The organism is Paenalcaligenes hermetiae (assembly GCF_039543645.1).
GTDB lineage: Bacteria > Pseudomonadota > Gammaproteobacteria > Burkholderiales > Burkholderiaceae_B > Paenalcaligenes > Paenalcaligenes hermetiae.
This window is the reverse complement of the sequence record NZ_BAABKD010000009.1, coordinates 1-18,389: the sequence shown is the minus strand read 5'-3', so window position 1 is coordinate 18,389 and position 18,389 is coordinate 1. Positions and strand designations below refer to the sequence as shown.

General features: G+C 48.8%; 17 protein-coding genes, 1 tRNA gene and 1 pseudogene. 8 read left to right on the top strand and 11 right to left on the bottom strand.

Going from position 1 to position 18,389, the window contains the following annotated elements:
* Window position 1: 1 nt before the first annotated feature.
* Genes gmhB through glyQ form a run of 3 tightly spaced genes read right to left on the bottom strand, consistent with a single transcriptional unit; the run spans window position 2 to window position 3,581 of the window.
* The gene (gmhB, locus tag ABD980_RS05795; protein WP_345370290.1) at window positions 2–538 is read right to left on the bottom strand and encodes a D-glycero-beta-D-manno-heptose 1,7-bisphosphate 7-phosphatase; all 537 of its coding nucleotides are present in this window, start codon (window positions 536–538) and stop codon (window positions 2–4) included.
* Window positions 538–2,673, bottom strand: coding sequence for a glycine--tRNA ligase subunit beta (gene glyS, locus ABD980_RS05790; protein ID WP_345370288.1), 2,136 nt, complete (start codon window positions 2,671–2,673; stop codon window positions 538–540). Before glyS ends, gmhB begins: the two co-directional genes overlap by 1 nt.
* On the bottom strand, window positions 2,673–3,581 hold the full coding sequence (glyQ, locus tag ABD980_RS05785; protein WP_345370286.1) for a glycine--tRNA ligase subunit alpha: 909 nt from the start codon (window positions 3,579–3,581) through the stop codon (window positions 2,673–2,675). Before glyQ ends, glyS begins: the two co-directional genes overlap by 1 nt.
* A 236-nt stretch (window positions 3,582–3,817) precedes the next feature.
* Between glyQ and ABD980_RS05780 the strand changes: the two genes are divergently transcribed.
* The 5 genes from ABD980_RS05780 to ABD980_RS05760 all read left to right on the top strand — a co-directional run bounded on the left by ABD980_RS05780 (window position 3,818) and on the right by ABD980_RS05760 (window position 8,555).
* Window positions 3,818–4,585 (top strand): crotonase/enoyl-CoA hydratase family protein, encoded by a 768-nt coding sequence (locus ABD980_RS05780; RefSeq protein WP_300646742.1) that lies wholly within the window; start codon window positions 3,818–3,820, stop codon window positions 4,583–4,585.
* A gap of 59 nt (window positions 4,586–4,644) precedes the next feature.
* A complete protein-coding gene (locus ABD980_RS05775) occupies window positions 4,645–6,168 on the top strand; it encodes a fumarate hydratase (RefSeq protein ID WP_345370283.1) in 1,524 nt (507 codons plus the stop codon).
* Between the two features lie 161 nt (window positions 6,169–6,329).
* Window positions 6,330–7,286: a sulfurtransferase gene (locus ABD980_RS05770; protein ID WP_300648714.1), complete on the top strand. Its 957-nt coding sequence runs from the start codon at window positions 6,330–6,332 to the stop codon at window positions 7,284–7,286.
* 8 nt (window positions 7,287–7,294) lie between these two features.
* Entirely contained in the window at window positions 7,295–8,386 is a 1,092-nt protein-coding gene (locus ABD980_RS05765) for a YeeE/YedE family protein (RefSeq protein WP_260649236.1), read from the top strand.
* A gap of 1 nt (window position 8,387) precedes the next feature.
* Complete coding sequence (locus ABD980_RS05760) at window positions 8,388–8,555, top strand: hypothetical protein (protein ID WP_260649235.1); 168 nt, start codon at window positions 8,388–8,390, stop codon at window positions 8,553–8,555.
* Window positions 8,556–8,636: 81 nt separating this feature from the next.
* Here the strand turns inward: ABD980_RS05760 and folK are convergent, their stop codons facing one another.
* Genes folK through ABD980_RS05745 form a run of 3 tightly spaced genes read right to left on the bottom strand, consistent with a single transcriptional unit; the run spans window position 8,637 to window position 11,196 of the window.
* A complete protein-coding gene (gene folK, locus ABD980_RS05755) occupies window positions 8,637–9,125 on the bottom strand; it encodes a 2-amino-4-hydroxy-6-hydroxymethyldihydropteridine diphosphokinase (RefSeq protein ID WP_345370280.1) in 489 nt (162 codons plus the stop codon).
* On the bottom strand, window positions 9,122–10,486 hold the full coding sequence (gene pcnB, locus ABD980_RS05750) for a polynucleotide adenylyltransferase PcnB (protein WP_345370278.1): 1,365 nt from the start codon (window positions 10,484–10,486) through the stop codon (window positions 9,122–9,124). Before pcnB ends, folK begins: the two co-directional genes overlap by 4 nt.
* A gap of 8 nt (window positions 10,487–10,494) precedes the next feature.
* Window positions 10,495–11,196, bottom strand: coding sequence for an HAD family hydrolase (locus tag ABD980_RS05745; RefSeq protein WP_345370276.1), 702 nt, complete (start codon window positions 11,194–11,196; stop codon window positions 10,495–10,497).
* 230 nt (window positions 11,197–11,426) lie between these two features.
* Between ABD980_RS05745 and purM the strand changes: the two genes are divergently transcribed.
* Window positions 11,427–12,476 (top strand): phosphoribosylformylglycinamidine cyclo-ligase, encoded by a 1,050-nt coding sequence (gene purM / locus ABD980_RS05740; protein WP_260649231.1) that lies wholly within the window; start codon window positions 11,427–11,429, stop codon window positions 12,474–12,476.
* A gap of 73 nt (window positions 12,477–12,549) precedes the next feature.
* On the opposite strand, the gene miaA is transcribed toward purM, so the two are convergent.
* Window positions 12,550–13,485 carry a tRNA (adenosine(37)-N6)-dimethylallyltransferase MiaA gene (gene miaA / locus ABD980_RS05735; protein ID WP_345370274.1) on the bottom strand — a complete coding sequence of 312 codons (936 nt, stop codon included), beginning with the start codon at window positions 13,483–13,485 and terminating at the stop codon, window positions 12,550–12,552.
* 3 nt (window positions 13,486–13,488) lie between these two features.
* Window positions 13,489–15,276 carry a DNA mismatch repair endonuclease MutL gene (gene mutL, locus ABD980_RS05730; RefSeq protein ID WP_345370272.1) on the bottom strand — a complete coding sequence of 596 codons (1,788 nt, stop codon included), beginning with the start codon at window positions 15,274–15,276 and terminating at the stop codon, window positions 13,489–13,491.
* 104 nt (window positions 15,277–15,380) lie between these two features.
* On the opposite strand from mutL, the gene ABD980_RS05725 reads away from it, so the two are divergent.
* Window positions 15,381–16,022 carry a VTT domain-containing protein gene (locus ABD980_RS05725; RefSeq protein ID WP_345370270.1) on the top strand — a complete coding sequence of 214 codons (642 nt, stop codon included), beginning with the start codon at window positions 15,381–15,383 and terminating at the stop codon, window positions 16,020–16,022.
* Window positions 16,023–16,080: 58 nt separating this feature from the next.
* Here ABD980_RS05725 and ABD980_RS05720 read toward each other — a convergent pair whose 3' ends face one another.
* The gene (locus ABD980_RS05720; protein ID WP_300648702.1) at window positions 16,081–17,427 is read right to left on the bottom strand and encodes an N-acetylmuramoyl-L-alanine amidase; all 1,347 of its coding nucleotides are present in this window, start codon (window positions 17,425–17,427) and stop codon (window positions 16,081–16,083) included.
* Window positions 17,397–17,897 carry a tRNA (adenosine(37)-N6)-threonylcarbamoyltransferase complex ATPase subunit type 1 TsaE gene (tsaE, locus tag ABD980_RS05715; protein ID WP_260649260.1) on the bottom strand — a complete coding sequence of 167 codons (501 nt, stop codon included), beginning with the start codon at window positions 17,895–17,897 and terminating at the stop codon, window positions 17,397–17,399. The genes ABD980_RS05720 and tsaE overlap by 31 nt, the downstream gene beginning before the upstream one ends.
* Before the next feature lie 94 nt (window positions 17,898–17,991).
* On the opposite strand from tsaE, the gene ABD980_RS05710 reads away from it, so the two are divergent.
* Window positions 17,992–18,066: transfer RNA gene (locus ABD980_RS05710), tRNA-Arg, on the top strand.
* Window positions 18,067–18,158: 92 nt separating this feature from the next.
* On the opposite strand, the pseudogene tnpA reads toward ABD980_RS05710, so the two are convergent.
* Window positions 18,159–18,389, bottom strand: a pseudogene (gene tnpA, locus ABD980_RS05705) (IS200/IS605 family transposase); the annotation flags it as partial.

Genomic DNA, 18,389 nt, shown 5'->3' with positions numbered 1-18,389 from the left:
ATTAGGATTGAGCAAGCCAAAATTGCACCACAGCTGCTAAGTCGGGGTGAGTAGTGGTAAAGGGGGGTAGGGGTTGTTGCTGCGTTTGAGCGCCGTTCCCTGTTAAAACCAGTGCCGTAGAAATCTGGGCGGCATGAGCGGCTTGTAGGTCTCGTAAAGAATCCCCAACGGCCACACAGTTTTCTGGATTCAGATCATAACGACGCATGGCCTCAATGAACATGCCGGGTAAAGGCTTGCGGCATGTACAGTGGTCATCAGGACCATGAGGACAAATAAAAATAGCATCAACATGTGCACCGAAAGCAGCAAGCTGCTGACGCATTTTCAGATGAATGGCGTTAAGCGTATCCATATTAAACAGGCCACGAGCTAAGCCAGACTGGTTGGTGGCAATGATGACCCGCCAACCGGCCTGCTTGAGCTTAGCAATGGCCTCTAGGCTGCCAGGAATAGCAACCCACTCATCGGGTGATTTAATAAAGGCTTTGGAGTCATAGTTAATGACTCCATCGCGGTCTAAAATAGCAGTTTTCACTAGGCAAGTAAGGATAAATCAGCCACTTGATTCATGGACTGGTGTAATTGCCGCAACAAAGCTAGGCGATTATTGCGTACAGCCATGTCCTCGGCCATGACCATGACATCGTTAAAGAATCGATCCACAGGCTCTTTAGCCGCTGCCAGTGTGGCGAGAGAAGCGCTAAAGTCGCCTTGTTCAAACTGTTGTTGGGCTACAGGCGCAAGCTCGCGAATCGTTGCTGCCAAAGCTTGTTCGGCGGGCTCAGTCAGTAAGTTAGGGTCCAGCGGGGTGGCCGCTTCTGTATTGCGCTGGAGCAGATTACTAATTCGCTTATTAGCGGCTGCAAGGCTCTCTGCCTCAGGGCGCTGGGCAAAGGCAACACAAGCATTGATGCGGGCGTTCACTTGTTGTAGGGGCGGTTGCAAAGCGAGCACAGCCTCTACGACCTTACGGTCGTGACTTTGAACAAGTTGGTTGCGATAGCGCTCATAAATAAAATTAATTACCTCCTCAACGGTATTTTCTGCTAAGACGCTGGTGTCAAAGCCGGCAGCCGAGAAGGTGAGCAGCTCACGTAAATCTAAGCGGGAGTGAGTCAGATACCCCCCTTGGTTGAGCTGTTCGAACGCGCTGATTAAGCCCAAAGCGGCACGACGTAAGGCATAAGGGTCGCGTTCGCCTGTAGGAGCTAAGCCTATTCCCCAAATACCGATAAGGGTTTCTGCGCGCTCCGCTAAAAATAGCGTAGTGGCAATCAGAGAGTCGGTGCTAACAGGAGCGTGAATACGGTGCTCATATTGATGACGTAGTGCATTGACAACGTGCTCATGCTCGCCATCGGCTTGAGCATAATACGCGCCCATAATCCCTTGAAGCTCAGGGAACTCTCCCACCATGAGGGTATTGAGGTCAGCTTTGGCGAGTAGGGCGGCACGATCGGCAAGCTGCGTGTCCGCGCCCAGTTGTTCGGCAATATGTACTGCCAAACGACGTAAACGCTCCACGCGTACCCGTTGTGAACCAAGCTTGTTGTGATAAACACTGTTCTCTAGACTTGGGACTCGGTCTATGAGCGGCTGCTTGCGATCGGTTTCAAAGAAAAAGCGTGCATCCGCTAAGCGTGGCAGAATCACTCGTTGATTTCCCTCAATAATATGTGAAGGATCCTCAACCTGCATATTGCTCACGATTAAAAAGCGATGTGTTAGCGCATGGGTATTTGGGTCAAAGAGGGGGAAGTAGCGCTGGTTAAGCCGCATCGTTAAAATCAAGCACTCACTGGGTATTTCAAGGAACACAGGATCAAATTCGCCCTTGTAAACCGTAGGGTGTTCGACTAATGCTGTGACCTCGTCTAATAAAGCAGGGACTTCAGGGTCATCACCCAGGGTGGCTTGATGCTGCTCACACGCTTGCTGTAATTGTTGACGAATGTTTTCGCGACGTTTAGCAAAAGAGGGAATCACCCAACCTTGTTGCTCAAGTTGTTGTTCGTAACTATCTGCCGAAGTAATGTTTAGTGGGCCTTCGCACATAAAGCGGTGCCCTAACGTGGTACGACCCGAAGTTAAGCCAAGGGTTTGGGCATCAAGCACGTCTTCGCCCCAGAGAACCACTAAACCATGAGCAGGGCGCACAAAGCGTACGCTTGTGATGCCATCATTAAGCTGATAGCGCATCACTTTAGGAATGGGCAGGTGCGTAACTGCATAGTCGATGGCCTCATTGATCACATCGGCGAGCTTGGCCCCGGTTGCCATGCCATTTGCATAGAGATAGTCTTGCTTGCCGTCTGATTTAATTTCTAGATCGGCTAAGCTTAGGTGACCTAGTCCTTTGCTATCTAGTCGTTTTTGTAGGGGGGCCGTCATATTCCCATCGGCATCTATACCGACTTTAGTGGGCATAAGCTTTTCACTAAAGGGCTGATCGGCGGCTTGTTGGGCAACATGGGTAATATGGACAGCTAAACGACGGGGCGTTGCATACGCGGTGATGGTACTATCGCCCTGTAATAAGTGACGTTGACTAAGGACGTTGGCTACCCCATCAGCAAAGGCTTGCCCCATTTTTTCTAGGGCTTTAGGAGGTAACTCTTCGGTTTGGAGTTCGACTAATAAGGAGCGATTCAACATGGTGGCTTCGGACATTAGACGGTCTCCTTGTTGTTTTGGTTATTCAACATAGGGAAACCAAGGGCTTCGCGGGAATGGTAATAAGCTTGGGCGACCCCCCGTGCAAGGTTGCGGATACGGCCAATATAGGCAGCGCGCTCTGTCACACTGATGGCACCGCGAGCATCAAGCATATTAAAGGTGTGAGCAGCTTTTAGAGTTTGCTCATAGGCTGGCAGAGCAAGGGGAAGCTCAATGAGCTTTTTAGCCTCTGCTTCATGATTATTGAAGTGGGCAAAGAGCATATCCGTACTGGCGTATTCGAAGTTATAAGTGGATTGCTCAACTTCGTTTTGATGAAAGACATCACGGTAATAAATGGCATGACCTTGCTTGTCTTTGGTCCACACCAGGTCATAAACGCTTTCGACCCCTTGTAAGTACATCGCAAGACGCTCAAGCCCATAGGTGATTTCGCCGGTAGCGGGCACACAGTCTAGGCCACCGACCTGCTGGAAGTAGGTGAACTGAGTGACTTCCATGCCATTGAGCCAGACTTCCCAGCCCAGACCCCAAGCGCCCAAAGTGGGGTTTTCCCAGTCATCTTCCACAAACCGGATATCGTGAATGCTGGGATCAATACCAATGGCTTTTAAAGAACCAATGTATAAATCCACAATGTTTTCAGGTGCGGGCTTGAGGACGACTTGGTATTGATAGTAGTGTTGGAGTCGGTTTGGGTTTTCACCATAGCGCCCGTCAGTAGGACGGCGCGAAGGTTGCACGTAAGCCGCACGCCATGGCTCTGGACCAATGGCACGCAAAAACGTCGCTGTATGAGAAGTGCCTGCACCCACTTCCATATCAAAAGGCTGGAGCAAAGTGCAGCCTTGTTCATCCCAGTAGTGTGAAAGTTGCAGAATTAATTGTTGAAAGGTGAGCATGTTGCAAAGTAGGCCAAATAAACGTTATGCCGCAAAATGGGTTATTTTACCTTTTGTCTGGAGCTAGACCTAGCTTTTCACATGGATAACCAAATCGCCCAGATCAAGGGTGGACAGTTCATTTTAGAAAAAGCCCATTTCAGACAAAAGATCGTATGATAACAAGTTAAGAAATAGCCCTATTGTATAGAAGCTATTTTTGAAGTTCATACAATAACCAACCAAAAGGAGTCACCATGGCAGAACTGGTAAAGGTAGACAAGCAAGGTCAGGTATTAATTATTACCTTGAATCGACCTGAAGCACGTAATGCGATCAATTATGACACAGCTGTACAGTTGGCGGCAGCACTCGATGAGCTAGACGCTAATCCCGATGTGGTTGTAGGGATTTTAACAGGCGCCAATCAAACCTTCTGTTCGGGTATGGATTTAAAAGCATTTGCTAAAGACGGGCAACGTCCTTACGTAGGTGATAGGGGCTTTGCGGGCATTTGTGAAAAACCACCACGTAAGCCTCTTATTGCGGCGATCGAGGGTTATGCGTTGGCTGGTGGACTAGAGATCGCGATGTCATGCGATATGATTATTGCCGCTGAAACGGCTAAATTTGGCGTTCCTGAAACCAAACGCGGTATTGTGCCAGGCTCTGGCGGTTTACTTCGTTTACCTGCGCGGGTGCCCTATGTGGTTGCTATGGAACTGGTGTTAACTGGTGATATGTTTAGTGCTGAGCAAGCGGCACAGTGGGGCTTAATTAATCGTGTTGTCCCCGAGGGGCAGGCGCTTCAGGGGGCTTTAGATTTGGCTGCGCGTATTCAGGAAAATGGGCCATTGGCAGTACAAACAGCTAAACAGGTTATTGCCGAGTCACGTGATTGGTCTCAGGCGCATATGTTTGACTTGCAGCGCCCTCGTATTGCACATGTCTTTACCTCGGCAGATGCCAAAGAGGGAGCCACGGCTTTTGCTGAAAAACGTAAACCCGTTTGGCAGGGTAAGTAGTTTTTTGCTGGGCTTTGTCGGTGTGACAAAGCCTTTTGTTTATTTTTTACAACACCATCATGAGCACAGTAATTAAAGAAGACGATCTCATCCAATCTATCGCCGATGCGGTGCAGTTTATTAGCTACTACCATCCGGCTGACTACATTGAGCATTTGGCTCGCGCTTATGAGCGCGAACAAAACCCTGCAGCCAAAGATGCTATTGCTCAGATATTGACCAACTCTAAAATGTCAGCAGAAGGCCATCGCCCTATTTGTCAGGATACAGGGGTGGTGAATGTGTTTTTGAAAGTAGGGATGAACGTGCGTTTTGATACGAATCGTTCACTACAAGACATTTGTGACGAGGGGGTACGTCAGGGCTATACCAATCCCGATAACCCTTTACGTGCTTCCGTGTTAGATGACCCCATCTTTGCGCGTAAAAACACGCGAGATAACACCCCCTGTATTGTGAATGTGGAATTGGTTCCCGGGGATACGGTCGAAGTCGGCGTAGCGGCAAAAGGTGGCGGGTCAGAAAATAAAAGTCGTTTTGCAATGTTAAACCCCAGTGAGTCCATCGTGGATTGGGTGCTAGAACAAATCCCGCAAATGGGAGCGGGCTGGTGTCCGCCTGGAATGCTTGGGATTGGCGTTGGGGGCACGGCTGAAAAAGCCATGTTAATGGCCAAAGAATCGCTGATGGAAGACATTGACATGTTTGAGTTGTTGCAGCGTGGGCCACAAAACAAAATCGAAGAGCTACGTATTGAGCTCTATGAAAAGGTGAATGCGTTAGGAATTGGGGCGCAGGGATTAGGTGGGTTAACTACTGTTCTAGATGTAAAAATCAATACTTTTCCCACCCATGCGGCCTCTAAGCCGATTGCTATGATTCCTAACTGTGCAGCAACGCGTCATGTGCATTTTGTGCTAGATGGCAGTGGTCCAGCAAAATTACAAGCCCCGTCTTTAGATGTTTGGCCTGATGTGGCTTGGGCGCCTGATTACAATCAGTCTAAAGCTGTTAATTTGGATACACTTACAGCCGAAGAGGTGGCGAGCTGGAAACCAGGTGAAACTTTATTATTGTCTGGGAAAATGCTGACTGGGCGCGATGCGGCGCATAAGCGTATTCAAACCATGTTAGCAAAGGGCGAACCACTGCCGGTGGATTTTACTAATCGTGTGATTTATTACGTGGGGCCTGTTGATCCGGTGGGTGACGAGGCCGTTGGTCCAGCGGGGCCAACTACAGCGACGCGTATGGATAGCTTCACAGAGATGATGCTAGCGCAAACGGGGCTGATTGCTATGATTGGTAAAGCAGAGCGTGGTCCCAAAGCCATTGAAGCCATTAAAAAGCATAAATCGGCCTATTTAATGGCGGTTGGTGGGGCGGCGTATTTGGTTTCTAAAGCGATCAAAACGGCAAAAGTAGTGGGTTTTGAGGATTTAGGTATGGAAGCCATTTACGAGTTTGAGGTCAAAGACATGCCGGTAACGGTGGCAGTAGATGCAACGGGTGAGTCCGTGCATCAAACCGGACCAGCGCATTGGAAAGAAATGATTAAAACCATTCCTATTGTCTCAGCCTAATTACCTATTCTAATAAATGCCCCGTCATAGGGGCATTTTTGTATATAAACATATAGCTAAAGTTTATTTATTTAGGTGGTTGACTGTGTGTGAAAATTGAGCCCCATAGTAAGAAAAGTGAACCCTAGTTTTTAGTTTTGGGTGATCTGGTGGAGTGCTTGATGACAAAATTACGTGCGGTATTGGTTTTAACGTTCAGTTTGTGGTGGGGACACGGTTTGTTTGCTGGCCCAGTGGTACAGCCAGTGGTGGATGCACTGACCTTGTCCCAGTTGGTGGATTTGCCTCAGGTGAAAGTGGTGGACATACGTGCAAAAGAAGACTATGAAAAAGGGCATGTTCCACACGCATTGTCTGCGCCGTACGCGTTGTGGCGTGGCCCAGCGAATAATCCGGGACAGTTAATTGAAAAAGACACATTGCAGCAACGAATCCGGCAGTTAGGGCTAAGCGCACAAGATCATGTGATTGTGTATGCAGAAGGGGATAGCCAGACGGATTTTGGGGCCGCGGCTCGCGTATATTGGACATTTAAATATGCGGGGTTAACTCAGTTAAGTGTGCTCAATGGTGGTTACCAACAATGGCAAAAACAAAAGCTCCCTATCAGCAAAGATCCAGTTACCACTGAGGCCAGTGATTTTGTGGTGCAGATCAATGATGCTATTGTGATTTCTCAGCAGGAGCTGCTTGAAAAAATACAGCAGCCAGATGCTTCGTCACAGTGGCTTGATGCGCGCCCAGAGAGCTTTTTTCAGGGGCAAACCAAGGCGCCTACCGCAAGTGTGCCTGGGACGATTGCAGGTGCTAAAAGCGTGCCGCATCAACAGTGGTTCAATACCGATAGTGCCACCTTAAAACCCATCGAAGTCATTCAGAAACAGGTACAGCAGTCTGGTTTAGCTCAAGCACAAGACACCGTGTCATTTTGTAATACGGGACATTGGGCAGCGACCAATTGGTTTGTCTTGTCCGAAATCGCACAATTGCCAAATGTGAAGCTGTATCCAGCTTCACTTGCTGAGTGGACACAGTCTGCTCAAGCGTTGCCCATGGAGCATACCCCAAACCGCTTAGGGCAGATTCGCTTAAAGTTTCAACAGCTATTCAATAATTAGAGATAACAATGAGTCATCGAATATGGTTAACAGGGGCTTTTTCGCTTTTTGCCCTGTTTTTATTATGGTTTGTTTCTATTCGTCAGAGTCTACTCTTTTTAGTAGGTATAGGGCTCGGGGCGGTGCTTGCCGGGGCACGATTTGGGTTTACTACGGGGTGGCGTAATTTAATTAATCAGCGTGATGCCAGTGGAGTATTGGCTCAGCTGGTGTTACTAGCGATTGCGGCCGCTGTGTCTATCCCATTATTAGCCGCCTTTCCAGGTGAGCTGAGCGCTGCCTTAGGTCCTTTGAGTATTAGTTTACTGATCGGGGCATTTGTTTTTGGGGCTGCCATGCAAATCGCCGATGGATGTGGCTCCGGTACTTTATATAAAGCGGGATTAGGTATTCCTTTGAATATGGCCATTTTGCCTATGTTTGCCTTGGGCAGTTTTTTAGGCTCAGCCCATTTAGGCTGGTGGTTAGAGCTAGGCGCTTATCAGCCGGTTAGTCTAGTGAGCACTTATGGCGCGAGTGCGGCGTTATTACTTACTTTTTTAGGCTTAGCTTTGCTTGCTGTGATGAGCTGGCTTTGGTCAAAAACAGCCCCATCGGTGAAAAGCGTGTGGAATAAAACCGCGCTAATCGGAGCGGTATTATTAGCGATTTTGGCCATTCTGAATTTGATTATTGCTGGGCAGCCTTGGGGAGTGGTATATGGATTTGGCCTGTGGGCTGCCAAAATCGCTCAGGCGGCCCATTTATTTGACCCGACGGGAAATGCATTTTGGGGCCAACCTGTGAATGCGCAAGCGCTACAACAATCGGTATTTTTAGATATTACTTCGATTACGAACATTGGGATTCTAGCAGGGGCTTTGTGGATCAGTGCCCGTAAGAACACTGATGCCACCAAAGCGTTAACAACAACGCAGTGGGTGGTGGGCTTAGTGGCTGGATTTTTATTAGGCTATAGCTCACGCTTGGCTTTTGGTTGTAATGTAGGGGCAATGGTCAGTGGTATTTCTACCGGCAGTGTCCATGGTTGGATTTGGGTGGTGATGGCATTTATGGGATCGTTGATCGGTGTACGCATTCGCCGCTACTATGGGTATTGATATGAATAAAGCGTTAAGAACACGTATGGTTGTGTTTTGGGTAGTGCTCTTGGGATTTTTTCTTTGGGACTGGTATCGTTCACCACCCATTAACTTGCGCCTCGAAGCCCCTATTATAGCGATTGGCTCAGGGCAAGCCCCTTCTGGTGGGCATTGCGCAAGCTTTTAACATTTTTTGCATCGAAGGCATTTTTTGATTTGACCCGGTACGTAACAAGCCCCGCCATTCTGGGCGGGGAGAGTATCCATATTAGTGTGGATCGAGCGGTGTAATGGCTTGATCAGCACAAGCCTGAAGCAGCTGTTGTATAGAGCCTTGGGCCAATCGCAGGTTAGGAGCTAGCTCAGCCAAAGGCTGTAAGACAAAAGCCCGCAAATGCATACGGGGGTGTGGAACGATTAAGTCATCGGTCTGAATCGTTTGGTCACCATATAACAATAAATCTAAGTCCAGGGTCCGAGGCGCATTGGTGTAATGACGCTCGCGCCCGTGTTGATTTTCTATAGCTAATAAATGGTGTAATAACTGATGAGCGCTTAGTCGGGTTTGTAGGCGAGCAACCGCGTTGATATAGTCTGGCCCATCGGCATCGATAGGGGCAGTACGGTAAAAGCCTGATACTTGCACCCCCGAGGACTCTGGAAGCTGATGCAATGCCTCGCACGCATCAAGGAGCGTACCAATGGGGTCACCTAAATTAGCACCTAAGGCGACATAAGCAATAACGGGGGCATTCATGCGTTATCCTGTTTAGACTGGTTGGAGCGACGAGGGCGACGGCTACGGCGACGAGGACGTTTTCCTGTGCCCGTACGTGTTGGAGGAGTACGCTCAGCGATCAATATACTACGATTTTCTGTATCCGCATTGGCGAGATCCATCCACCATTGAGCGTCTACACTGTCAACTTCTTTAACGGCAGCGCGTAACTGTAAAAAGTCCACAGAAGCCCTAAAGCGTGGTTGCTCCATCATACGCCAAATAGCCCGGTTATTAACGCGTTCAAAGCGAGTTTGTGTAAACCAGATCTCTCGCATATCTGATTGAAAGCGCTTTTGAATGGGCATGGCACGCGACTGGAGCTGCAAGGCGTCATCACTGGCATGAGCAATAGCCTGTGCTGGATGCATACCTTGTTTTTGATAAGCCTGCCATTTTTCACGAACAATAGGCCAAAGCAAGGTCGCAAACAGAAAGCTTGGGCTAATGGTTTTGCCACTGCGAACACGAGCATCCGTACGACTGAGAGCCAGGTCGATAAAGGCCCGATCCTCATCACGATGTAAGAGCTGCTCTAGAATAGGAAAGAGCTGCTCGCCAAGACCTTCTGCCTGAAGCATTTTTAAGCACACCATCGCATTACCGCAAGCCAGTAATTTAATGCTTTCATCAAAAAGGCGTGATTCGGGGACATTCTCAATGAGGTGAGCAAGCTGTGCAATAGGGGCATGGGTGCCGGGGTCAATAGTGGCATCCAGTTTCGCGGCAAAACGTAGGGCACGTAACATACGTACCGGGTCTTCGCGATAGCGTGTTTCGGCATCGCCAATAATACGTACCGTACGCTTTTTTAAATCCTCTACCCCTTGATGGTAGTCAATTACAGTTTCAGAGGTAGGGTCGTAATAAAGCGCATTGAGTGTAAAGTCACGACGCATGGCATCGTCTTTTAGCTCGCCATAATCATTGTCACGCAAAATACGGCCGTGGGCATCTGTGATTTCATGTTGTTTGTTATCGGCTCTAAAGGTAGAGGTCTCGATAATCTCACGCCCAAAAACCACATGTACCAGCTTGAAACGGCGCCCGATGATACGTGCCCGCCTAAAAAGGGGGCGAATTTGTTCGGGGGTAGCATTGGTCGCTACATCAAAGTCTTTGGGCTCTAGGCCGACTAAAAGATCGCGTACTGCTCCCCCGACAATATAGGCCTCGAAGCCTGCTTGTTGAAGCACTTCGCATACTTTGATAGCGTGACGAGAAACTAAACGCCTATCGATGCGATGCTGTTCAAATGGCAAGCGTTGAGGACCTTTTGAGCGCCGTGCAGGATTAGAAAAAAGTCTAGAAACAAAGTTTCTAATGGTTTGTTTTAGCATGCGTTGAATTAGGATTTTGCATCAAGTAAATCGTCAAATAGATCAATAATTTGCCAATTGCGTTCTTGGGCAATTTGACGTAGACGATCGCTTGGATTGGTGGCTACAGGATGAGACACGACCTCCATTAAGGGCAAATCATTAGGTGAGTCACTGTAGAACCAGATTTTTTCAAACTGGTCACGACGTAAACCGAGCTCGTGGAGCCACTGGTCCACGCGTGTGATTTTCCCCTCTTGGAAAGAAGGAACACCATAAATGCGTCCTGTATACATACCGTCTTGGCTTTCAGGAATGGTGGCAATTAAATGCTCGAAGCCCAGATGCTTAGCAATAGGGGCTGTGACGAATTCATTCGTGGCGGTTACGATGGCACAGAGATCGCCCTGAGCTAAATGTTGATCTATAAGCTGTTGTGCTTGGGGCAGAATGGCGGGGATGATGACTTCTTCCATGAAGGCATTTTGCCATTCCATGAGGACTTCGCGAGGACGATTAGCAATTAAGCCTAACATGAACTCGGCAGAAGCTTCAGCGGTGAGGCGACCTGCATTATAGAGATCCATGAGCTCTTCGTTACGGCGTTGCGCTTCGGCAGGATCGCCGGCTCGACCAGTACGCGCTAAAAAATCAGCCCATTGGTAGTCACTATCCAAAGGCAATAAGGTATGGTCTAAATCAAATAAAGCAAGGTTTTGTGGGGAATTCATGCAGACTCACAAAAGAAAAGCATAAGGGTGATGAGAACGTTCACCTGCTAGGAAATAGGACAAAATAGATTCAATTTTAGCCAATTATACAAACACAAAGTGCTTCTCGTGTTTAAAAGCTGCAGACTTCGTTAATACCCATTAAAATATAAGCGTTTCGCTGCGGCTTTGCTCGTAGCTCCGGTACAATTTGTACTTTTAGTAATTTTACCTCTCCCTCGGCTTTATTCATGACAAATAATCAATCCGTATCCTTGACCTACCGCGATGCAGGGGTCGATATTGAAGCGGGTGACGAGCTCGTTTCCCGTATTAAACCACTTGCCGCACGCACGATGCGCCCAGGCGTTTTGGCTGGCTTAGGTGGCTTTGGCGCAATGTTCGAGTTGCCTAAACATTTAAAAGAGCCCGTGTTGGTCTCAGGCACCGATGGTGTTGGTACCAAGTTGCGCTTAGCTTTTGAATGGCAGCGTCATGACACGGTAGGTATTGACCTTGTAGCAATGAGTGTCAATGATATTTTGGTCCAGGGCGCTGAGCCGCTTTATTTCTTGGATTATTTTGCTTGTGGCAAGCTCGATTTGGATACGGCGACAGATGTTGTTGCTGGTATTGCTAAAGGCTGTGAGCTATCTGGCTGTGCATTAATCGGTGGTGAAACCGCGGAAATGCCCGGTATGTATCCCGATGGTGAATACGATTTAGCAGGTTTTGCCGTGGGCGCTGTGGAAAAATCCAAAATCATTACGGGCGAAACGATTACAGAGGGGGACGTGATTTTAGGCTTAGCATCGAGCGGCGCGCACTCCAACGGTTACTCGTTAATTCGAAAAATTCTAAAGCATGCCAATGTACGTCCTACTGATGAATTAGATGGGCAGACATTTGCTGACGTGGTGATGGCTCCAACCCGTTTGTATGTGAAGCCGGTATTAGCGGTGCTTGAGTCTTTTGGTACAGCGATTAAAGGCTTGGTCCATATTACGGGCGGTGGCTTATTAGAAAACATTCCACGTGTATTGCCGCCGCATACGGCTGCACATATTGATCGTTCCGCATGGACAATGCCAGCGTTATTTCAGTGGCTACAAGAAAACGGTGGTGTGGAAGACGAAGAAATGTGGCGTGTTTTTAACTGCGGTATTGGCATGATTGTAGTGGTACCGGCAGAACAAGCCAGTGCGATTCAGGCTGCTTTTGTGGACCAAGGGGAAACAGTTTACCGCTTAGGTCAGGTAGTGGCACGCACCCAAGATGAGCCCAAGGTTGTGATCGCCTAATCCTTTTTGGTTGGGTTTGAATAAAAAAGCTGGGTATTACCCAGCTTTTTTATGGTATAGCAGCGGCGCTATGCTAGGACCAATAGCGAGCAACCGCATCCACGACCAAATCAGCACGGTGGGCGAGCATGCAATCAATGCGTTGACGTTCAGGCATACTACGGAGCCATGTCATTTGTCGTTTCGCTAGCTGACGCGTAGCGATGATTGCTTTTTCAATGGCCACGTCCAAATCATAGTCACCGGCTAAATAATCCCAAATTTGTCTATAGCCCACACTACGAATCGAAGGTAAACCCACGTGTAAGTCTGGACGCTGAAAAAGCGCTTGGACTTCAGCGACGAGCCCCTGTTCAATCATTTGCTGGTAACGCTGAGCAATACGTGGGCTAAGTTGTTGGCGTTCGGTGGGCTCTAAGCTGAGCGTGTGATATTGACGCTGACGTAAGGGTTTTGGGGGCGCCTCTCGTAGCCATTGGGACATGGGCTTGCCGCTTTGGCGATAAATTTCGAGCGCGCGCTGTATACGTTGGCTGTCATTGGGAGCGAGGCGCTGAGCCGTCTCAGGGTCGACCGTGGCGAGCTCGGCGTGTAGAGCTGGCCATCCTTTTTCTGCGGCTTCTTCATCGAGCTGTGCGCGTAGGGCAGGGGTGGACTCAGGAAGTTGGCTCAGTCCTTCGCGTAGGGCTTTGTAATAGAGCAGGGTGCCACCACATAGAAGAACATGCTTACCGCGGGCATGGATCGCGTCAATAAGTTGTTCAGTATCGTGGACAAAGCCAGCAGCGGAGTAGCTTTGAGCTGGATCTAGAATATCAATCAAATGATGGGGCACCAGGGCTTGCTCTTGAGGGGAGGGTTTAGCGGTGCCTATATCCATACCACGATAAATGGTGGCTGAGTCCATGACAATAATTTCTACATCCCAGCGTTGTGCGATGGCTAGGGTAGAGGCACTTTTCCCTGCTGCTGTTGGGCCTGTTAAACAAATAATAGTCGGTTCTGTCATTTGTTATTGGCCTCGTAAAAATAACTTATCCAGATCACTCATACTCCAGTAAAACCAGGTAGGGCGCCCATGATTACACAGATCGGCCCGGTCTGTTTTTTCCATTTCTCTTAACAACGCATTCATTTCGGTGAGTGTAAGCTGGCGATTGGCGCGTACGGCGCCATGACAAGCCATGGTAGATAGAAGCTCATTGCGTTGGGCTTCAAGGCGAGTTGATTGCCCAAAACGTTGTAGGTCTGCCAAAACATGGCGGGCTAAGGCTTCGATATCGCCATTGGCTAATAAGGCAGGCACAGCCCGTACGGCGACAGAAGTGGGACCAGTGGGGCGCATGATCAATCCGAGGGTTTCAAGTTGACTTTGAAATTCCTCTACGAGAGCACTCTCTGTTTGGCTGCATGAAAAAACCACTGGAACCAGGAGTTCCTGCATGGGAAGGTCACGTTGATCCATAGCTTGCTTGAGCTTTTCATAGACCACACGCTCATGCGCTGCGTGCATATCCACCAGAATTAATCCGTTTTTAACCTGCGATAAAATATATACCCCGTGTAATTGAGCTAAGGCCATACCCATGGGGAGAGCCTCAGCGGCTAGCTCTGTGACCTGCTGTAGTGTAGGGGCAGTTGGAGTCGAGGAAGGGGGCGTTGTAAGGGGGGCATAAAAGTCTTGCCATTGCTCAGCACTGGGCGCAGGTTGCTGAGGCTCATGAAGCGCAAAATGTTGTTGAGCTCGCGGTATGGCGCTAGAGCTGGGTGGTGTGGTATGAGGAGCAGAAGGCTCTGATTGTTGTACCCGCTGTGCTTGGTTTTCAGCCAGAGCCTGTTGCAGATGAGTTTGAATAAAACCAAACACAGCATTTTGTTCTCGAAAACGGACTTCGTGCTTGGCGGGGTGCACATTCACATCCAAAGAAGTGGGATCGACGGAAAGATAAAGAACATAAGCCGGCTTACGATCGCCATGGAGTACATCCTTATAAGCGGAGTGAATGGCCGCAATCATGAGACGGTCGCGAACAAAGCGACCATTGACAAAGGTGAAGGTCTGATCGGTACGACTTTTAGCAAAAGCGGGGCGAATAGTGAGACCCTCGAGACGGATTAAATCGTGTTCGGCTTCGACCCCGACGCATTGCTCCACAAAATCAGCCCCCAAAATTTGCATGATACGGTCCTGTATAGTCCCGGAGGGCCAATGACGGCTGATTTTATTATTATGAAAAATTCGAAAAGCCACATGCGGGTGGGCAAGGGCAATACGTTCAGCAGCCGTAATGCAGTGGCCCAACTCAGTGGATTCTGTACGTAAAAACTTACGCCGGGCAGGAATATGATCAAAAATTTGTCGTACATCTACAGTCGTACCGCGACTGCCGGAGCTAGGCTGGGGTTCTAATTGTCCAGCGTGTAGTTCCCAAGCATGTTCGGCATCGGCGGTACGGGAGCGTAGGCTTAACGTGGCTACCGAGGCAATAGATGGCAGCGCCTCGCCTCTAAAACCCATTGAGGCGACAGCCTCGAGCTCCTCGAGAGAGCGAATTTTACTGGTAGCGTGCTGGGTTAACGCCAAATGCAACTGCTCTTTTGGGATACCGTGACCGTCGTCGGTGACAGCGATACGGCGTATTCCTCCTCCATCAAGACGGATCTCAATAGTTTGTGCACCGGCGTCTAGCGCATTTTCGAGAAGTTCTTTGAGCACCGATGCTGGGCGCTCAATGACCTCTCCGGCTGCTATTTGGCTAACCAGTAAGGGAGGTAGGGGTTGAATCGTACGGTATGTCATGGCGTTATCTATAAAATCTGGTCACTATTGTAGTGCATGCGTTGCCGGAAAAACGGCGTACAATGCCAGCTATATCAAAATATCATTTCGTTTAAAGGGGAACCATGCCTGAGATTTTAACCATGTTATTGCATATTGATCAGTACCTGGGGTTATGGGTGGAGCAGTATGGGGCTTGGATTTATTTAATCTTGTTTTTGATTATTTTTGGGGAAACCGGTTTAGTGGTGTTACCGTTTTTGCCAGGCGATTCTTTATTGTTCATTGCAGGAGCTTTTGGGGCTTCCGGACTATTGAACCCGGTAGCTCTAGCGCTGCTTCTATTTGTTGCTGCAATATTAGGGAATACAGTGAACTATCATGTGGGGCGGTATATTGGCCCCAAGGTGTTTAGTACTGAGTCCCGTTTTCTGGATAAAAAAGCTTTGCTTAAAACACAGGCTTTTTATGCTAAACATGGTGGAAAAACAGTAGTTATGTCACGGTTTTTACCTGTGTTTCGAACATTTGCTCCGTTTGTAGCAGGGGTGGGGAGCATGCCTGTGTGGCGCTTTCAAGCGTACAATTTTCTAGGGGCAGGGTTATGGATTTTTGGCTTGATTACACTCGGGTATTTTTTTGGTAATGTCCCTATTATTAAAGACCATTTAAGTACGATTGTCTTGATCGGTATTAGTGCGGCAGCAGTGCCTGTTGCGGGCGGAGTAGCTTGGCGCTTTATACAAAGCCGTCGCGCTTTAAAATAAATACATTTAACGAGATGCTTGTACAAAGGCCGTGGTATCTACGGCCTTTACTTTGGAGCTAGGAGCGCTGTGCTAAAGCGGCACCAGATTTAAAATAATCTTGAATGCCATTAAGCATGGCGCGAGCGAGTTTTTCTTGATGTGCAGGGCTGCGTAATAGCTTTTCTTCAGTCGGGTTACTGATAAAAGCGGTTTCAATGAGAATCGAGGGGATGTCTGGGGCTTTGAGTACCGCAAAGCCCGCACGCTCAACTTGACGTTTATGGAGCTTATTGATTTTACCGATTTCGGAAAGCACGCCAGTGCCTACGCGAATTGAGTCATTGATTTGTGCTGCGGTGGAAAGATCCAACAGTACCTGAGCTACCTGTTTATTATGGGAACCAATATTAATACCACCGACCAAATCCGCTTCGTTTTCTTTTTTTGCTAACCAGCTAGCTGCAGAGCTGGTGGCGCCAGTTTGCGATAAAGCATATACAGAAGAGCCGCGAGCAGATGGCTTAATCCAAGCATCAGCGTGGATAGAAATAAATAAATCCGCTTTTACACGACGAGCTTTTTGAACGCGCACCCCAAGTGGAACAAAAAAGTCCTTATCGCGTGTCATATAAGCACGCATATTGGGTTGGGCGTCAATAAGCTTTTTGAGACGATGGGCGATTTGTAGTACCACATCTTTTTCGCGTGTACCGCCGGGACCAATAGCACCGGGGTCCTCGCCGCCATGCCCGGGATCAAGCGCAATTAAAATTGGGCGGTTAGCGGGTGTAGGCGTGACCTTAGGTAGCTGGGCCGGAGGAGGCGTTGCCGCAACAGGGGGGGCTGTTTGACCTTTAACGGTGGGTACTGGAACAGAGGGCTGCGATTGAGCGAGCTGCTCGAGTACAGCCGCCAAAGGGTCGGTATCCTCTGCGTTTTGCAAGGCAAGCAGGGGGTCACGAGCCACCAAGGGGTAAAGATCGATGACTAAGCGATATTTATATTCGCCAATAGGCTTGAGGGTAAAGACCTGCGGCGCAATAGGCTGTTTGAGATCTAATACCAAGCGTACTACATCTGGTTGAAACTGCCCTACTCGTACATCACTAATGTAAGGGTCGTTGGCACGAACCTTAGACACGAGTTCACGTAATGTGGAGTTGATCGTGATACCATGTAGGTCAATTACCATGCGGTGTGGGTTGGCTAAGGTAAAGTGTTCGGATTTTAATTCACGATCTAATTCCAGGGTGACACGGGTGTAATCATCGGCAGGCCAAGTACGCACGGCAACAATGCTGTTGGCGTGGGCGATACGAGGCACGATTGGAAATACCAATAACGTCGTTGCCGAAGCCACAAAACGACGTCGGTTTGGGCATAACCCCGCATCTAGTTGTTCTGTGTGATTGTTTTTAGCCATGTTTGTCCTTTGATACTATGGGCAGTAATGGTGAGACGTCGTCCTTCGTTTTCATACTGAAGGAACAAATTGAGGTCAGGGGCGGGCAGTAGACCGCCGGCTTTATCTGGCCACTCAATTAAAACCACCGCATTGTCTTCTTCTAGAATATCACGAAAACCGGCTTCAACCCATTCTTCTGGGTCATTAAATCGATAAAAATCAAGGTGGTACAGATTAAAACTAGAAACTTTATAGCTTTCTAACAACGCATAGCTGGGGCTTTTTATCCGGCCAGTTACACCAAGAGCTCGTAAAAAAGCACGAGTAAATGCTGTTTTCCCTGCACCTAAGTCCCCTTGTAGGTAAAGGTGGATGCGGTTTTGAGCCGGACAAACGATTTGGGCGAGTTGTTGGGCTAGCGCTATAGTGGCATTTTCATCTGCAAGATAAAAAGTGGCGGAAGCAAGTAAAGGATCAAAGCTCAGCATAAGCGTTAAATAATGTAAATGCGCAGTCGAAGGCAAAAATGAGCCACAAAGTATTGCCGTGGCAAGGAGTTGTTTTTATAATTTTAGGTCTTTTGGCCCCATAGTTAAATGGATATAACTTTCCCCTCCTAAGGGAAGATTGCAGGTTCGATTCCTGCTGGGGCCGCCAGCATTAGGAGGCTGACCCGGTGCGCGACAAGCCCCGCCGTTCAGGGCGGGGAAGGATAGCGCGGACGGCGCAGCCGTCCTTGTCTTTGGGTTTCAGTGTGGGGTTTGCTGCTGTTCGATGTACTGCCGCACGATGAAGATCGGCGCACCGCCGCAGGATGAGGCGAAGTACGACGGCGACCACAGCAGTAGCGCTTCTGGATGTCGGGCCGTTCCTTGCGCAGCAGGCGACTGGAGACGCCTTTGAGGCGGTTCACGAGATTGGAGACAGCCACCTTGGGCGGGTATTCCACAAGCAGGTGAACGTGATCGTCCTCGCCGTCC

Bases quoted from the DNA above. Each gene is read 5' to 3' on its own strand.
- glyS (WP_345370288.1), bottom strand. From the start codon at position 2,673: ATGTCCGAAGCCACCATGTTGAATCGCTCCTTATTAGTCGAACTCCAA.
- glyQ (WP_345370286.1), bottom strand. From the start codon at position 3,581: ATGCTCACCTTTCAACAATTAATTCTGCAACTTTCACACTACTGGGAT.
- ABD980_RS05780 (WP_300646742.1), top strand. From the start codon at position 3,818: ATGGCAGAACTGGTAAAGGTAGACAAGCAAGGTCAGGTATTAATTATT.
- ABD980_RS05775 (WP_345370283.1), top strand. From the start codon at position 4,645: ATGAGCACAGTAATTAAAGAAGACGATCTCATCCAATCTATCGCCGAT.
- ABD980_RS05770 (WP_300648714.1), top strand. From the start codon at position 6,330: ATGACAAAATTACGTGCGGTATTGGTTTTAACGTTCAGTTTGTGGTGG.
- ABD980_RS05765 (WP_260649236.1), top strand. From the start codon at position 7,295: ATGAGTCATCGAATATGGTTAACAGGGGCTTTTTCGCTTTTTGCCCTG.
- ABD980_RS05760 (WP_260649235.1), top strand. From the start codon at position 8,388: ATGAATAAAGCGTTAAGAACACGTATGGTTGTGTTTTGGGTAGTGCTC.
- folK (WP_345370280.1), bottom strand. From the start codon at position 9,125: ATGAATGCCCCCGTTATTGCTTATGTCGCCTTAGGTGCTAATTTAGGT.
- pcnB (WP_345370278.1), bottom strand. From the start codon at position 10,486: ATGCTAAAACAAACCATTAGAAACTTTGTTTCTAGACTTTTTTCTAAT.
- ABD980_RS05745 (WP_345370276.1), bottom strand. From the start codon at position 11,196: ATGAATTCCCCACAAAACCTTGCTTTATTTGATTTAGACCATACCTTA.
- purM (WP_260649231.1), top strand. From the start codon at position 11,427: ATGACAAATAATCAATCCGTATCCTTGACCTACCGCGATGCAGGGGTC.
- miaA (WP_345370274.1), bottom strand. From the start codon at position 13,485: ATGACAGAACCGACTATTATTTGTTTAACAGGCCCAACAGCAGCAGGG.
- mutL (WP_345370272.1), bottom strand. From the start codon at position 15,276: ATGACATACCGTACGATTCAACCCCTACCTCCCTTACTGGTTAGCCAA.
- ABD980_RS05725 (WP_345370270.1), top strand. From the start codon at position 15,381: ATGCCTGAGATTTTAACCATGTTATTGCATATTGATCAGTACCTGGGG.
- ABD980_RS05720 (WP_300648702.1), bottom strand. From the start codon at position 17,427: ATGGCTAAAAACAATCACACAGAACAACTAGATGCGGGGTTATGCCCA.
- tsaE (WP_260649260.1), bottom strand. From the start codon at position 17,897: ATGCTGAGCTTTGATCCTTTACTTGCTTCCGCCACTTTTTATCTTGCA.